Genomic DNA, 15,959 nt, shown 5'->3' on the forward strand with positions numbered 1-15,959 from the left:
AGTGGTCCGTACTCTCGGCTGACGGGAGCACCCGTGCTCACGACGCGTGATCGCTGACCGTGAGGGGCCGATTCTGGCGGGTGACCGGGGTGACTTTCCGGGGTGGGGACCGGTTGTCAGTGGGGCGCCCTAGACTCGGAGAGCGATGAGCAGCCTCTTTGACGACAGCTTCCTGGCGAGCCTCCAGTCCCCGCGCGGCCACGAGGAGGAACCCCCGCCGCCGCCCGAGGACGAGCACGTACCGGAGCCGATTCCGGACGACCTGTTCGGCGGGCAGTTCGACGCGCCCCCGGACCGGGACGCCTACTACCGTGACGGCGCCGCCCGCCCGGCCCTGGACCCGGCCGCGCTCCTGGAGGGGCTGAACGAGAACCAGCGGGCGGCCGTCGTGCACGCCGGCTCCCCGCTGCTGATCGTGGCCGGCGCCGGTTCCGGCAAGACGCGGGTGCTCACCCACCGCATCGCGCACCTGCTCGGCGCACGCCAGGTGCACCCGGGGCAGATCCTCGCGATCACCTTCACCAACAAGGCCGCGGGCGAGATGAAGGAACGCGTCGAGCACCTCGTCGGCCCGCGCGCGAACGCGATGTGGGTGATGACCTTCCACAGCGCGTGCGTGCGGATCCTGCGCAGGGAGAGCAAGAAGCTCGGCTTCACCTCCTCCTTCTCGATCTACGACGCGGCCGACTCCAAGCGTCTGATGGCCCTGGTCTGCCGCGACCTGGACCTCGACCCCAAGCGCTTCCCGCCGAAGTCGTTCAGCGCCCAGGTCAGCAACCTGAAGAACGAGCTGGTCGACGAGGAGGACTTCGCCGCCCGGGCGAGCGACGGCTTCGAGAAGACCCTCGCCCAGGCCTACGCCATGTACCAGTCGCGGCTCCGCGAGGCGAACGCCCTCGACTTCGACGACCTGATCATGACGACCGTCAACCTGCTGCGCGCCTTCCCGGACGTCGCCGAGCACTACCGCCGCCGCTTCCGGCACGTCCTGGTCGACGAGTACCAGGACACCAACCACGCCCAGTACGCCCTGGTGCGCGAGCTGGTCGGCACCGGTGCGCACGAGGCGGACGTGCCGCCGGGCGAGCAGGACCTGCCGCCCGCCGAACTGTGCGTGGTGGGCGACGCCGACCAGTCGATCTACGCCTTCCGGGGCGCGACGATCCGCAACATCCTCCAGTTCGAGGAGGACTACCCGAACGCGACGACGATCCTCCTGGAGCAGAACTACCGCTCCACGCAGACGATCCTCTCCGCCGCCAACGCGGTCATCGAGCGCAACGAGTCCCGCCGCCCGAAGAACCTGTGGACCAACGCGGGCGCGGGCGCGCAGATCACCGGCTACGTCGCCGACACCGAGCACGACGAGGCGCAGTTCGTCGCCGACGAGATAGACCGTCTGACGGACGCGGGCGAGGCGAAGGCGGGCGATGTCGCCGTCTTCTACCGCACCAACGCGCAGTCCCGTGTCTTCGAGGAGATCTTCATCCGGGTCGGCCTGCCCTACAAGGTCGTCGGCGGTGTCCGCTTCTACGAGCGCAAGGAGGTCCGGGACGTCCTGGCCTACCTCCGGGTCCTCGCCAACCCCGAGGACTCCGTCCCGCTGCGCCGGATCCTCAACGTCCCCAAGCGCGGTATCGGCGACCGTGCGGAGGCGATGATCGACGCCCTCGCCCAGCGCGAGAAGATCAGCTTCCCCCAGGCGCTCAAGCGCGTGGACGAGGCGTACGGCATGGCCGCGCGGTCGACCAACGCGGTCAAGCGGTTCAACACGCTGATGGAGGACCTCCGTACGGTCGTGGAGTCCGGCGCCGGACCGGCCACCGTCCTGGAGGCGATCCTGGAACGCACCGGCTATCTCGCCGAGTTGCAGGCCTCCACCGATCCGCAGGACGAGACCCGGATCGAGAACCTCCAGGAGCTCGCCTCCGTGGCGCTGGAGTTCGAGCAGGAGTCAGGGGAGGGCGAGGCGCCGGCCGGGCTGTCCGCCTTCCTCGAGCGGGTGGCGCTGGTCGCCGACTCCGACCAGATCCCCGACGAGGACGAGGACGGCTCCGGCGTCATCACCCTGATGACGCTGCACACCGCCAAGGGCCTCGAGTTCCCGGTGGTCTTCCTGACCGGCATGGAGGACGGCGTCTTCCCGCACATGCGCGCGCTCGGCCAGACCAAGGAGCTGGAGGAGGAGCGGCGCCTCGCGTACGTCGGCATCACGCGCGCGCGTGAGCGGCTGTATCTCACGCGGTCGGCGATGCGCAGCGCCTGGGGACAGCCGTCGTACAACCCGCCCTCGCGCTTCCTGGAGGAGATCCCGGCCGGGTATCTGGAGTGGAAGCGGACCGGGGCGATGGCGCCGGTGTCCTCCGGACCCGCGTCGGGCGTGGCGGCCTCGCTCTCCTCGACCCGCTCGCGCTCCTCGGCGTCCGGCGCGTCCGGCTTCGCCACCCGGCGGACCTCGGAGAAGCCGGTGGTCTCGCTGGCCGTCGGCGACCGGGTCACCCACGACCAGTTCGGCCTCGGCACGGTCGTCGGGGTCAAGGGCACCGGCGGCAACGCGGAGGCGACGATCGACTTCGGCGACACCAAGCCGAAGCGGCTGCTGCTGCGGTACGCACCGGTGGAGAAGCTGTGACCGCACCATCGCTGTGAAGACAGAAGGCTGAGCCCCGCTGCCACGAGCGGGGCTCACTGACCGGGATCAGGTCAGGCTGGATCAGGTCGGGTCGAGGACCAGGATCAGGTCGGGTCGAGCCCGTGGCTCCGCAGCCACGGCAGCGGGTCTATGGCCGAGCCCCCCGCCGGCCTGACCTCGAAGTGCAGGTGCGGGCCGGTCGAGTTGCCGGAGTTCCCGGAGTACGCGATCGGATCCCCGGCCTTCACGGTCGTACCCGAGGCGACACGGTACGACGAGAGGTGGCAGTACCAGGTCTCCGTGCCGTCCTTCGCCGTCACGATCATCATGTTGCCGTAGGCGCTGTTCCACTTGGTGGAGACGACGCCGTCGGTCGCGGCCATCACCGTCGTCCCGTAGGAGACGGGGAAGTCGATGCCGGTGTGGACGGACATCCAGTTCACGCCGGCCTGGCCGAAGTAGGCGCTGAGCCCCCGCTGTGTGACCGGGAGGGCGTACTTGGGGCGCAGTCGCTCCTTGCGGGCCGCCTCCGCCGCCGCCTTCTTCTTCTCGGCCTCCTGCTGGGTCTTGAGGTCGATGCGCTCCTGGGTCCGGCTGGCCCGGTCGGCGAAGTCGTCGGCGCCCGCCGAGAGCGTCCTCAGCTGGGCGTCCAGCTTGCTGTTGGCGGCGGACGGTTTCACCGACTGCGCGTCCGAGGCGGAGGCGGTGGAGTCCTGGCCGTCACCACCGGTCAGGGTGCCGACGGAGGCGGCCGCGATTCCGGCGACCCCCATCACACAGGCCGAGGGCACGGCGACGGTCAGCAGCGCGGAGCGCTTGGGGGGCGTACGGCGGCGGGAACGCGCCCCCGCGCGGCCGCCGGCGCGTGTCGCGGCCGGAGCGACTGGAGTGACCTCTTCCTGGTCCTCCAGCAGTGGCGTTACTGCAGGTAGCTCACCGGTCGCGGCCAACTCCCCGGCATCCGGGGAGTCCTCCGTGAACTCCTGGAGCTCGTCGTAGGGAAGCTGCTCGAACATCTGGGTCGCCGACTGGTCGAACGGGTCGGCGGGCTGTGGCTCGTGCGCGTGCTCCGGCTCCGCGGGCTGCGCCGGGGTGCCGTCGGAGTTCCACTGCGTGGCGTCGTACGCGCCGGTGTCGAAGGCCTGGGTGCCCCACTCCCACTGCTGGGTCGCGCCGGCCATGTTCGACTGGTCGGGCTGGAGCCAGGCGTTCGCGTCCCAGTGGCCGCTGCCGTCGGCGACCGTTCCCTGTGTCGCCTGCGGCGGGACGGTCCAGGCGGTGCTGTCGTAGGCACCGGAGTCGTAGGCGGCGTGGTGCTGGGCCGCGTAGGGGTCGTAGTTCAGCGTCTGGTCGCCGGTCGTCTGCCACTGCGTGGCGTCGTACGCGCCGGTGGCCTGGCCCTCGCCGGGGAGATGACCGAAGAGCGGGTCGCTGTGGAACGAGGCGCCGGTAGCGGTGTGGTCGCCGTACGTGGTGAAGTCGCCGTACTGGGCTTCCTGGGTGCCGTACGGCGCGTAGTGCGCCTGGTCGGCGTCGGAAGCCGGGGCCGGGGTGGTCATGGTCCCCGACGGGTGACGGTCGTTCACCAACTTCTCTTTCGCCTCGACAACAGGGGCTGCCAGAGCAGTGCGGCGACTGTACCCGGCGGTATACGGGCGCGACAATCTTCAACAGGTTTCGTGGTTTCGGGAAACGGGCATTCGGCCGTGTTTCGGGGGACGACGGGCGCGGGTTTGGCCTTGTGTTCGAGGAGTGTTCGAGGTTTCGGGGGGTCAAGTCGGTGGCGCCGGGCAGTCGTTGCCCGTCCGAACCGACCCGAATACCCGGCTCGCCCGACTCGCTGGGCTCGCCTGACTTGGTCGGCTCGCCCTGCTCGTCCGGTTCGTCCTCAGGCCACCGTGAGGCCGCTCGCGACCCGCTCCTCCGTGTGCATCTCGTCGAGGGCCTGCCGTATGCCGGTCGCGACCGCCGGGTGGACGGGCAGGGCGAGGTGGCCGATGCCGGTCACCTGCACATTCGTCGCCATGAGGTCCGGGTGGTCGATCCGGGCCGTCTCGACCGGCTCCATCAGCGAGTCGAGGTCGCTCCAGAAGCTGACGAACCGGGTACGGCAGCCGGGCGCCGGCCGGGTCAGCTCCTCGATGACCTCCGAGCCGGGGCGCATCTGCCGCACGATCGGGTGTGCGTCCGCGAGCGGCGCGACCCGGGTGCCGGAGTGCGGGGTGCCGAGCGTCACCAGGGTGCGGACGCGGTAGTCGCCGCCGAGCCGCTGGACGTAGTAACGGGCGATCAGGCCGCCGAGGCTGTGCCCGACGATGTCGACCCGGCGGCTGCCGGTGCGCTGGCAGATCTCCTCTATGTGCCGGCCCAGCAGACCGGCGGCCGTGCGGATGTCGCAGGTCAGCGGCGAGTAGTTGAGCGACTCGACGCGCTGGCCGCCGTGCTGGGCGAGGGCGCGGCGCAGCAGGACGAAGACCGAGCGGTTGTCGATGAACCCGTGCAGCAGTACGACCGGCGGGGCCGTCCGGACCGGTAGCAGGGCCGTGCCGTCATGCGGTGCGGGCTGCGCGGGGGAGCGGCGCTCGGGGGTGAGACCGGTCGGGTAGAGCAGCAGATGTCCGGCCAGGATCGCGGCTTCCAGCGCGGTCGATTTCAGGAGGGCCAGCGACAGGCCGGCGAGTCCCCCGGGAAGAATGCGACGGCAGAGCGGGAGAAAGGGCTCGAGTACCCCGGTGACCTTCATCGGCCGACCTCCTGTCGGCGCGCGGAGGACCGCTCTGTCCCCCGTGTGCCCTCATGGGAGGCCGAGCGGAGGTGGCGAGGGCACGACGACGGGCCGCGTCGCGTGCCACTGTTGCCCCCGCGGACCACGCTGCGGCTCCCTGTCGTGTCCCACTGTGTGTGATTTCCCCCTCGGTAACCTCCGCGAAACTGCCGGTTGCGGGATGCTGGAGATAACGTTCGTTCACTGGAGACGGGTGGCGGAACGCGTCATATGTGCGGTACTTCTCGGTACGCGCACATGCTGGCGTGTTCGTTTCATGGTCATGGAGGCAGTGATGGGTGTGGCAGCCGGTCCGATCCGCGTGGTGGTGGCCAAACCGGGGCTCGACGGCCACGACCGCGGGGCCAAGGTCATCGCGCGGGCGTTGCGCGACGCGGGCATGGAGGTCATCTACACCGGACTCCACCAGACGCCGGAACAGATCGTCGACACAGCCATCCAGGAGGACGCCGACGCGATCGGCCTCTCCATCCTCTCCGGCGCCCACAACACCCTGTTCGCCGCGGTCATCGACCTCCTCAGGCAGCGTGACGCCGAGGACATCCTCGTCTTCGGCGGCGGCATCATCCCCGAGGACGACATCGCCCCCCTCAAGGACAAGGGTGTCGCCGCGATCTTCACGCCGGGGGCGACGACGACGTCGATCGTGGAGTGGGTGCGGGAGAACGTCCGGCAGCCCACGGAGGCGTAGGCCGCGTGCGCGGCAGGGCGCACCGGTCCGGTCTGGCCCGAGCCGGTCTGGCCCGACCCGTCCGACCCCGGCGACTGGGCCGGACGGCCGGGATGCGTCCGGGCGCGAGGCCGTTCACGCCGGCGGGGGCTCGGCGCCGCCCCCCGGGGAGCCGGGGAGTCGTCGCGGCATCGGACGCTCAGCTGTCGGCCGGCCCCAGTTCCTCCCGCATCACCGCCCGCAACCGCAGCGTCGTCGCCAGCCGCTGGAACGCCTCCGCCCAGTACCCGCCGGCCCCCGGTGACGCGTCCTCCCCTTCGTCCGGCACCGCCAGCAACGCGTCCAGCCGGCCCGCCTCCGCGGGATCCAGGCAGCGCTCGGCCAGGCCCATCACCCCGCTGAAACTCCAGGGGTAACTCCCGGCATCCCGCGCGATGTTGAGGGCGTCCACCACGGCCCGGCCGAGCGGCGCCGACCACGGTACGGCGCACACACCGAGCAACTGGAACGCCTCCGACAGACCGTGCGCGGCGATGAATCCGGCCACCCACCCGGCGCGCTCCGCCCCCTCCAGCGTGCCCAGCAGCTTGGCCCGCTCGGCCAGCGACACCGCGCCCGGACCGCCCGCCTCCGGTGCCGCCGGGACCCCGAGCAGCGCTCTCGCCCACATGGCGTCTCCCTGCCGTACGGCGGCCCGGCACCAGGCCGCGTGCAGCTCGCCCTGCCAGCCGTCCGCCACCGGCAGCGCCACGATCTCCCCGGGCGTACCGCCGCCGAGCCGCGCCGACCAGGTGGTGAGCGGGGCCGCCTCCACCAACTGCCCCAGCCACCAGGACCGTTCGCCGCGCCCGGTCGGCGGTTTGGCCACCACCCCGTCCCGCTCCATGCCCGGGTCGCACTCCGGCGGTGCCTCCACCGCGATCACCGGGCCGTCGCCCGTGTGGTCGACGGCCACACACGCCCCGGCCCGCACCGCCATCCGCCCCGCCAGCGCCGAGCCCGGCAGTGCGGACAGCAGCTCCGCCGCCGTCGTTCGCACGTTACGGCTCCGGTCCGACAGCGCCAGTTCCAGGAACGGCTCGTCCCCGGCGGCCAGTCCCGTGCGCAGCGAGTCGAGGAACATCAGCCGGTCCTCCGCCCGCTCCGTCGCCCAGGTCCCGGCCAGCAGTTCGCGCGCCGCCTCGGGGGTACGGGCCCGCAGCGCCGCCAGCAGCGCGACCCGTTCGGCGAACAAGCCCTCCTGCCACAACCGCCCTATCGCCTCCGTGTCCCCGGGGCCGGGCAGGCTCGCGCCGCCGCCCGGGGCCGCGCGCAGGGCGAACCGCCAGTCCTGGTTGAACCGGGCCAGCCACAGGGCGCGCGATCCGGCGAAGGCCAGCGCGGCGGGCCGCAGGTCGGTACGGCCCCGGGCCGCGTCCAGCAGCGCGGGCAGCGTCTGCGGAGGCGCGGCGAACCCGCGCGCGTTGGCCGCCGCGAGCCACTGGGGCAGCAGCTCCATGAGGTCGGGCGAGGTACCCCGGCGACCGCCGGTCCCGGTGCCGGGGCGGTCGGACAGCAGCATCGCCAGCCTGCGCGCCGCCGCGGCCGGCAGCGCGGGGCGCGGGTCCTCGGGAGCTGGTTCGGGGCGGTGCGCGGCCCGTGCGGGCCGCAGTCCGGCCCGTAGTCGTACGGTCGCCACGGCCGCCTCGTCCAGCAGAGCCGCCGGAGCCTCCCGCCCGGGCCCGCCGGTCGCGGGTGGACGCCGGTCCGTGCCCAGCAGAGCGGTGGTGACGAGGTCTTCCCAGGCGGTCACGGGGTTTCCTTTCTGCGCGGCGGTCGAGTCATGCGAGTTGGTCGGGTTGCGTGGGGCGGCCGGGTCAGCACAGCGGTACCGCCTCGCCCTCGTGTTCCGGCCAGGCCGTCAGCGGTGTGAAGCCCCGGTGGCCGCACTCGCCGAAGACCGTGACCGGAGCCCCGCCGGAGAGCGCGACCAGTCGCCACAGGCCGGGCCGGGAGCGGGCGGCGGGGGAGAGCGGAAGCGCCAGCTCCCCGTCCGCGTCGGCCAGTTGCCAGGAGGCGCCGTCCGGGACGGGTACCACCCGGCCCAGCGTCACCGGCACCGACTCCAGCCAGGGGTCCTCCCGCAGCGCCTCCCCGTACCGGGCCGCCGCCTGGGTCGCCGTCATGCCGGGCGGCCGCATCGAGAGGGGTGCGGGCGCGGCGAACCGCTCACCCAGGGCCGCCCGGTGCCCGCCCGCGCCGGGGTAGGCGGACAGCTCCGCCTCCAGGGCGAGACCGACCGGCAGTGCCAGCTCCGGGGCGCGGCCGGCCGCGCCGTAGGAGAGGAGCAGTGCGGTACGGCCCGAGTCGGCGCCGTGCAGCCAGATCCGGCGGGTCGTCAGCTTCGCGTCCGCCGTGTCGTACTGGGCGAGGACCAGCCAGCGGTCGCGCACCGGCGGCCCGTCCGCCGAGGCGGGCAGGCCGATGCGGGAACGGACCGTGGCGGCCAGACCCTCCGGAAACCGGTCGCGGCGCAGCCAGCCCTGGTCGAGAAGGTGCAGCAGCGCGCACTCCTCCAGCAGCCGCACCGGCCAGCCGGGCCCGGAGCCCGGTATCGCACCCAACTCCCGCACCCGTCCGGCCAGCCCGGGCGCCTGGGCGTCGACCATGCGGGCCGCCGTCTCCTCCCACAGCCCGTACCCCGTCTGTTCGGCCGAGGCCAGGCCGCCGCGCAGCAGGTCGGTCAGGCGCTGCTCCAGTTCTGTGGCGCCCGCCGTGACCCGCTCGGCCCGCCGCTCCGCCCGCCGCCGGGCCGCCTCGGGATCAGCGGCGGCCGGGGAACTCCCGCCGTCCGCCGGCCGTTTGTCCTCCGCGCGCCTGCGCCGGCCCGCGATCCACTGCTCGGCCCAGTCCGGCGGCTGTGCCACCGTCGGCACCGTGTCGTCCTCGGCCGCCCACAGCAAGAGCAGCCCGAGGGCGTGCTTGCAGGGGAACTTCCGGCTGGGGCAACTGCACTTGTACGCGAGCCCGGCCTGATCCGCGATGTCCACGATCGTCTGGTACGGCTTGCTGCCGCTGCCCTTGCACAGTCCCCATACCGTCCCCTCCTCGCAACTCCCCGCCTCGGACCACGGCCCCGCCGCCCCGAGTTTGCTTCCCGCCTTGCGTGACGCGGCGTCAGGAGCCAGTGCCAGCACCTGGTCCGCGCTCCAGCGCACCCCCTGCTGAGTCATGTCATCGAAGGTAGATCCCACCACTGACAATCGATCCTGCGGGGACATTTGTGCAGGTCAGAGCGATTGTCAGTGGCGTGGTGCACGGTGGACACCAGATCCGAACCGGCCGAGCTGGAGGGGGCCTCAGCCATGACTGTGTCCGTGGAACCGACCGATCCGACGACTGCCGTACCGAGCCCGAACGACTCCGCGACCGGGGGCGGGGACGTGACCGGGGGCGCCGCCACTGCTCCCGACGCCCTGCGGCCGCACGCCGAGCACGCCTTCGCCGCCGAACTCGCCGCGCTGGCCGCACAGGACGACCGGCCGCGCCCGGCCCGCTGGAAGATGTCGCCCTGGGCGGTGGCCACCTATCTCCTCGGCGGCACCCTGCCGGACGGCACGGTGATCACACCGAAGTACGTCGGCCCGCGCCGTCTCGTCGAGGTCGCCGTCACCACCCTCGCCACCGACCGCGCCCTGCTCCTGCTCGGGGTGCCCGGCACCGCCAAGACCTGGGTCTCCGAGCACCTGGCCGCCGCCGTCAGCGGTGACTCGACCCTGCTGGTGCAGGGCACGGCCGGCACTCCGGAGGAGGCGATCCGCTACGGCTGGAACTACGCCCAGCTGCTGGCCAATGGCCCGAGTCGGCACGCTCTGGTGCCGAGCCCGGTCATGCGGGCCATGGCGGAGGGGATGACGGCGAGAGTCGAGGAGCTGACCCGGATCCCGGCCGACGTGCAGGACACCCTGATCACCATCCTGTCCGAGAAGACCCTCCCGATCCCGGAGCTGGGACAGGAGGTGCAGGCGGTCCGGGGCTTCAACCTGATCGCCACCGCCAACGACCGCGACCGGGGCGTCAACGACCTGTCCAGCGCCCTGCGCCGCCGCTTCAACACCGTTGTACTGCCGCTGCCGGAGAGCCCGGACGCCGAGGTCGACATCGTCGCGCGCCGCGTCGACCAGATGGGCCGCTCCCTCGACCTGCCCGCCGTGCCCGACGGCATCGAGGAGATCCGCCGGGTCGTCACCGTCTTCCGGGAGCTGCGCGACGGCATCACCGCCGACGGCCGCACCAAGCTGAAGTCGCCGAGCGGCACGCTCTCCACGGCCGAGGCGATCTCCGTCGTCACCAGCGGCCTCGCCCTGGCCGCCCACTTCGGGGACGGCGTGCTGCGGGCCGGTGATGTCGCGGCCGGCATCCTCGGCGCGGTCGTTCGTGACCCGGCCGCCGACCGGGTCATCTGGCAGGAGTACCTGGAGACGGTCGTCCGTGAGCGGGACGGCTGGAAGGACTTCTACCGCGCCTGCCGGGAGGCGAGCGCATGAGCGATTCCGCGCGGCAGCGGACCGGGCCGCTGCTCCTGGGGGTACGGCACCACGGACCCGGCTCCGCGCGGGCGGTGCTGGCCGTCCTGGAGGCCGCCCGGCCGAAGACCGTGCTCATCGAGGGACCGCCCGAGGCCGACGCGCTGATCCCGCTGGCCGCCGACCCGCAGATGCGGCCCCCGGTCGCCCTCCTCGCCCACGCCGTGGACGAGCCCGGCCGCTCGGCCTTCTGGCCGCTGGCCGACTTCAGCCCCGAGTGGGTGGCCCTCCGATGGGCCCTGGAGCACGAGGTCCCGGCCCGCTTCATCGACCTGCCGGCCACGCACACGCTGGCGTGGGGGAAGAGCGAGGAGGAAGCGGTCACACCGCCCGGCACCGAGGCCGGTGCGTCCGAGGCCGAGGCCGAGGCCGGTGAATCCGGCGGGCCCGAGGCCGGGGCCGGGGCCGGGCCCGACGCCGGGGCCGGTGAATCCGACGTCGAGCTGCGGATGCGGGTCGACCCCCTCGCCGCTCTCGCCGAGGCCGCTGGTTACGACGACCCCGAGCGCTGGTGGGAGGACGTCGTCGAGCTCCGGGGCGGGACCGGGCAGCGGGAGCGGGACGTACTCGCGCCGTTCACCGCGGTGGCGGAGGCGATGGAGGCGCTGCGGGAGACGTACGGGGTCGGCGGGCGAGATCGGGACCCGGTGCGCGAGGCCCATATGCGGCTCCAACTGCGAGTAGCACAGCGGGAGTTCGGTGAGGACGTCGCGGTGGTGTGCGGGGCGTGGCATGTGCCGGCGCTGCGCGCGCGGAGCACCGTCGCGGCAGACAAGGAGTTGCTGAAGGGGCTGCCCAAGGTCAAGACGGACATGACCTGGGTGCCGTGGACCAACCGCCGGCTGGCGCGGGCGAGCGGATACGGCGCGGGTGTCGACTCACCGGGCTGGTACGGGCACCTGTTCCGGGCCTCGGACCGGCCGGTGGAGCGGTGGCTGACCAAGGTGGCCGGGCTGCTGCGCGAGGAGGACCGGATCGTCTCCTCGGCCCATGTCATCGAGGCGGTACGGCTGGCCGAGACCCTTGCCGTGATGCGTGGCCGCCCGCTGCCCGGACTGGGCGAGACGACCGACGCGGTGCGGGCGGTGCTCTGCGAGGGCTCGGACGTCCCGCTGGCGCTGGTGCACGACCGGCTGGTGGTCGGGGACGTGCTCGGGGAGGTGCCGGAGGCGGCGCCCGCGGTGCCGTTGCAGCGCGACCTGGTCCGGGAGCAGCGCCGGCTCAGACTCAGGCCGGAGGCGCTGGAGCGGGAGTTGGAGCTCGACCTGCGCAAGGAGACCGACGCCGGGCGCAGCCGGCTGCTGCACCGGCTGAGGCTGCTGGGCATCGGGTGGGGCGAGCAGGCGCAGTCGCGGGGGAGCACGGGGACGTTCCGGGAGACCTGGCGGTTGCGCTGGGAGCCGGAGCTGTCGGTGCGGGTGGCCGAGGCCGGGGTGTGGGGGACGACCGTCGAGGGCGCGGCGACGGCCAGGGCCGAGGCCGACGCGGTGCAGGCGACCGCCCTCGCCGACGTCACCGCGCTCGCCGAGCACTGCCTGCTCGCCGGCCTGCCGGACGCGCTGCCCGTGGTGATGCGGGCGCTCGCCGACCGGGCCGCCCTGGACACGGACGTCGGCCAACTAGCCCAGGCTCTCCCGGCCCTGGTCCGTTCCCTGCGCTACGGCGATGTACGGGGTACCGACACCCGGGCGCTCGCCGAGGTGGCCGAGGGCCTCGCCGAGCGGGTCTTCGTCGGGCTCCCACCGGCCTGCGCCGCCCTCGACGCGGACGCGGCGGAGGAGATGCGGGGGCATGTGGACGCGGTGCACACGGCGGTGGGGTTGCTGGGCGAGACGGCGACGGGCGCGGAGACCGTGCCGGTGGCGGGTGCCGAGCCCCTGAAGGGGACGGAGACCGCGACGGCGGGAGACGCGGAGACCGGCTCCGGCCCCGGCCACCGTGACCTTCGTGGGCGCTGGCGGGCGGTGCTGCGTGTGCTCTCCGGGCGGGACACCGTGCCCGGGGTGCTGCGGGGGCGGGCCGTGCGGATTCTGCTGGACGAAGGGGAGCTGGAGGCGGCGGAGGCGGCCCGGCTGATGGGGCTGGTGCTCTCACCGGGGACCCCGCCGGCCGAGGCGGCGGCCTGGATCGAGGGGTTCGTCGGGGGGAGCGGCGGTGGCGGGATGCTGCTCGTGCACGACGAGCGGCTGCTCGGCCTGGTCGACGCGTGGCTGACCGGGGTGCCGGCGGAGGCGTTCACGGACGTACTGCCGCTGCTGCGGCGGACGTTCTCGGCGTATGAGCCGGGGGTGCGCAGAACGCTCGGCGAGCTGGTGCGCCGCGGCCCGGGGGAGCGGCCGCAAGGGGCGGGGCAGGTCGGCGGGACACCGGGTTTCGGCGCCGAAGCGGATGCCGAGCGCGCGGACGCCGTACTGCCGGTGCTGCGGATGCTGCTCGGCCTGGACGACGCGGCGGCTGTTGACGACGACGACCTTGTGGGGGCGGGGAGATGACAGCGGATCTGACGGACGGCGGCACCGGCTTCGACGTCCCGGCACAGGAGGTGCCGGACATGCCGGAGATGCAGGTGGCGCAGGAACGGCTGCGGCGCTGGCGGCTGGTGCTCGGGGGCGAGGCCGCCGACGGGACCGGATGCACGCTGTCCGGGCGGGACGCGGCGATGGACGGCACGCTGGCCGCGCTCTACGGGAAGGGGGACAGACCGCGGTCGGGGCGGGAGCGTTCGGCGGGGCTGGGGGCGTCGGCGCCGTCGGTGGCGCGCTGGCTCGGGGACATCCGGAGGTACTTCCCGTCCTCCGTCGTCCAGGTCATGCAGCGTGACGCCATCGACCGGCTCGGGCTGGCCGCGCTGCTGCTGGAGCCGGAGATGTTGGAGGCGGTGGAGGCCGATGTGCACCTGGTCGGCACACTGCTCTCGCTCAACAAGGCGATGCCGGAGACGACGAAGGAGACGGCACGGGCGGTCGTACGCAAGGTCGTCGAGGATCTGGAGAAACGGCTGGCCACCCGTACCCGGGCCACCCTCACCGGCGCCCTCGACCGCAGCGCCCGGATCAGCCGGCCGCGCCACCACGACATCGACTGGAACCGCACGATCGCGGCCAACCTCAAGCACTACCTGCCCGAGTACCGGACGATCGTGCCGGAGCGGCTCATCGGGTACGGGCGGGCGTCACGGTCGGTGAAGAAGGAAGTGGTGCTCTGCATCGACCAGTCCGGGTCGATGGCCGCTTCGGTGGTGTACGCCTCGGTGTTCGGGGCGGTGCTGGCGTCCATGCGGTCCATCGACACCCGGCTCGTCGTCTTCGACACGGCGGTGGTCGACCTCACCGACCAGCTCGACGACCCGGTGGATGTCCTGTTCGGCACCCAGCTCGGCGGCGGTACGGACATCAACCGGGCGCTCGCCTACTGCCAGTCCGAGATCACCCGGCCGACCGAGACCGTCGTCGTGCTCATCAGCGACCTCTACGAGGGCGGGATACGGAACGAGATGCTGAAGCGGGTCGCGGCGATGAAGGCGTCGGGGGTGCGGTTCGTGGCGCTGCTCGCGCTGTCGGACGAGGGGGCGCCGGCCTATGACCGGGAGCACGCGGCCGCGCTCGCCGCGCTGGGGGCACCGGCGTTCGCCTGCACACCCGATCTCTTCCCGGAGGTGATGGCGGCGGCGATCGAGAAGCGGCCCCTTCCCGTACCGGACACCTTGTGAAGGAGACCGCATCAAGTCAAAGAGGTCTTGTGAACCGGTCATGATTACCCGTCGGTAAGAGGGGGCTTGTGCAACGGAGGGCCGGGCGTGCGAGGATCGACGCCCGCGTGGCGGTCCGCGTTCCTCCGGACCCTCGCGCCGCGTCCCAGTTCCGCGTCCTCGTCCCGCCGCACGGGAGGATCCTCCCCGTCTTGACCTTGCCAGCCGTTGTGCCCGGTTCCGCCGCGCGTGTGTCGCGCACGGCGGCGGGGCGACGTGCGTTGCAACTGGCGCTGCTGGCCGGCGGACTGCTCGCGCTCGGCCTCCTCTGCGGAGGGCGGGCACAAGCGGCCGAGGAGACGCCATCGGTGCCGTCGACGCCGTCGTTGACGGCCGTGGTGGGCCGGCTGGGCTTGGAGAAGGTCCTCCCGCACAGCGAGACGGTGCGGGAGGAGGAGAAGGCGACGCCCCGCGTGACGTCACCCCGACCGGCATCGGCCCGCCCGGCACCGGCCCACGCGACATCGCCCCGCCCGACAGCGCCTCACGAGGCGACGGCCCGCGAGGCAACGGCCCGCGCGACGGCCCGTGAGGCCGCGCCCCACAAGCCGCCCGTCACCCACACGGCCCTCACGCGCTTCACGGCCCCCATTCGCTCCACGCTCTCCACGCTCTCCTCGGGCCCCACGACACCCACCGCACCCGTGGCCCGCACAGCACCCCCCGCCCCCACGCTGCCCATCGCCCCCACGCTGCCCATCGCCCCCACGCTGCCCGCCGCGTCCGTGGTCCCGGTCGTGCCGGTGGTGGGCGAAACGGTTCGCTCGGTGACCGTGACCGTCAGCGTGGTCGTGACTCAGGGGCTCGGTGACGTGGCGCAGCAGGTGTCGGAGTTGCCGGCGGAGCTGGCCACGCTACCCGTGCGGTTGCCCACGCTCCCCACGCTTCCGGCGCTGCCGGGTACGTCCACCACCCTGCCGGTGTCGGAACCGCCCGGTGAGTCGCTCCCGGTGCCGGTCACCTCGGCGCCCGGCACCACCGAGCCACGGCCCGCGGTGACGGACGGCGGCCGGCAGCAGACGTCCCGCACGAAGAAGCCGGCGGCGGCCGTCGGGTCGTACGGGCCGCAGGGCACCACGGTCACCTTCGCTCCCGTCTCCCGGACGGCGGCGCACACGCACACCGGCGGCCGCCGTGCCGCCCACGCCTTCGACGCCCCGAGCCACCCCGCGCCCACCGGAGACCCGGACGGGGCGCTGGGCAAGTCGGTGGTCGACGGCGGTTCCTCCCGGCACGGCGACGCCTACGCCGTGACCTTCGACGACCGGGCGCCGCTGCGGCTCGTGCCCGGTGCCGCCGCGCGTGTCGACGCGGCCGGGACCCGGGACAGGTACCGGGACATCCCCGTCTTCCCCGGCTAGGACCGCCGACCGCTTTCCTCACTCCCCGCCACAGACCTGTCGCGCGGGGGCGGAACAGGTCTGCCCGTCCGTCCGGAACCCCTGGGATCTCCTTCGGATCCCCCGTGGACTCCCCTGCGAGCGTTCCGGACGGCGATGTCCCCAACCAGCCGCGCTTCCGGCTCACCGGAGGCACTCCCGGCTCCGCGGATGCGTGAC

The 15,959-nt window shown here is 73.1% G+C and carries 10 protein-coding genes; 6 read left to right on the top strand and 4 right to left on the bottom strand.

Going from position 1 to position 15,959, the window contains the following annotated elements:
* Positions 1-145: 145 nt before the first annotated feature.
* Positions 146-2,632, top strand: a complete 2,487-nt coding sequence (gene pcrA / locus ACGFZQ_RS06615) for a DNA helicase PcrA (RefSeq protein ID WP_393839436.1) — start codon at positions 146-148, stop codon at positions 2,630-2,632.
* Between the two features lie 104 nt (positions 2,633-2,736).
* On the opposite strand, the gene ACGFZQ_RS06620 is transcribed toward pcrA, so the two are convergent.
* Positions 2,737-4,218, bottom strand: a complete 1,482-nt coding sequence (locus tag ACGFZQ_RS06620) for a M23 family metallopeptidase (protein WP_351742074.1) — start codon at positions 4,216-4,218, stop codon at positions 2,737-2,739.
* Positions 4,219-4,520: 302 nt separating this feature from the next.
* On the bottom strand, positions 4,521-5,375 hold the full coding sequence (locus tag ACGFZQ_RS06625) for an esterase/lipase family protein (protein ID WP_393839437.1): 855 nt from the start codon (positions 5,373-5,375) through the stop codon (positions 4,521-4,523).
* Positions 5,376-5,691: 316 nt separating this feature from the next.
* On the opposite strand from ACGFZQ_RS06625, the gene ACGFZQ_RS06630 reads away from it, so the two are divergent.
* The gene (locus ACGFZQ_RS06630; RefSeq protein ID WP_351693455.1) at positions 5,692-6,108 is read left to right on the top strand and encodes a cobalamin B12-binding domain-containing protein; all 417 of its coding nucleotides are present in this window, start codon (positions 5,692-5,694) and stop codon (positions 6,106-6,108) included.
* A 178-nt stretch (positions 6,109-6,286) separates the two neighbouring features.
* Here ACGFZQ_RS06630 and ACGFZQ_RS06635 read toward each other — a convergent pair whose 3' ends face one another.
* Both ACGFZQ_RS06635 and ACGFZQ_RS06640 read right to left on the bottom strand, forming a co-directional pair.
* Positions 6,287-7,879, bottom strand: coding sequence for a DUF5691 domain-containing protein (locus ACGFZQ_RS06635; RefSeq protein ID WP_393839438.1), 1,593 nt, complete (start codon positions 7,877-7,879; stop codon positions 6,287-6,289).
* 64 nt (positions 7,880-7,943) lie between these two features.
* A complete protein-coding gene (locus ACGFZQ_RS06640) occupies positions 7,944-9,299 on the bottom strand; it encodes an SWIM zinc finger family protein (protein ID WP_393839439.1) in 1,356 nt (451 codons plus the stop codon).
* Between the two features lie 132 nt (positions 9,300-9,431).
* Between ACGFZQ_RS06640 and ACGFZQ_RS06645 the strand changes: the two genes are divergently transcribed.
* The 4 genes from ACGFZQ_RS06645 to ACGFZQ_RS06660 all read left to right on the top strand — a co-directional run bounded on the left by ACGFZQ_RS06645 (position 9,432) and on the right by ACGFZQ_RS06660 (position 15,761).
* Positions 9,432-10,613, top strand: a complete 1,182-nt coding sequence (locus ACGFZQ_RS06645; protein ID WP_393839440.1) for an AAA family ATPase — start codon at positions 9,432-9,434, stop codon at positions 10,611-10,613.
* Positions 10,610-13,144 (top strand): DUF5682 family protein, encoded by a 2,535-nt coding sequence (locus ACGFZQ_RS06650; protein WP_393839441.1) that lies wholly within the window; start codon positions 10,610-10,612, stop codon positions 13,142-13,144. Before ACGFZQ_RS06645 ends, ACGFZQ_RS06650 begins: the two co-directional genes overlap by 4 nt.
* Positions 13,145-13,203: 59 nt before the next feature.
* Positions 13,204-14,361, top strand: a complete 1,158-nt coding sequence (locus tag ACGFZQ_RS06655) for a VWA domain-containing protein (protein ID WP_393839864.1) — start codon at positions 13,204-13,206, stop codon at positions 14,359-14,361.
* 191 nt (positions 14,362-14,552) lie between these two features.
* The gene (locus tag ACGFZQ_RS06660) at positions 14,553-15,761 is read left to right on the top strand and encodes a hypothetical protein (protein WP_393839442.1); all 1,209 of its coding nucleotides are present in this window, start codon (positions 14,553-14,555) and stop codon (positions 15,759-15,761) included.
* The last annotated feature ends 198 nt before the right edge of the window (positions 15,762-15,959 follow it).

The organism is Streptomyces sp. NPDC048254 (genome assembly GCF_043201895.1).
GTDB lineage: Bacteria > Actinomycetota > Actinomycetes > Streptomycetales > Streptomycetaceae > Streptomyces.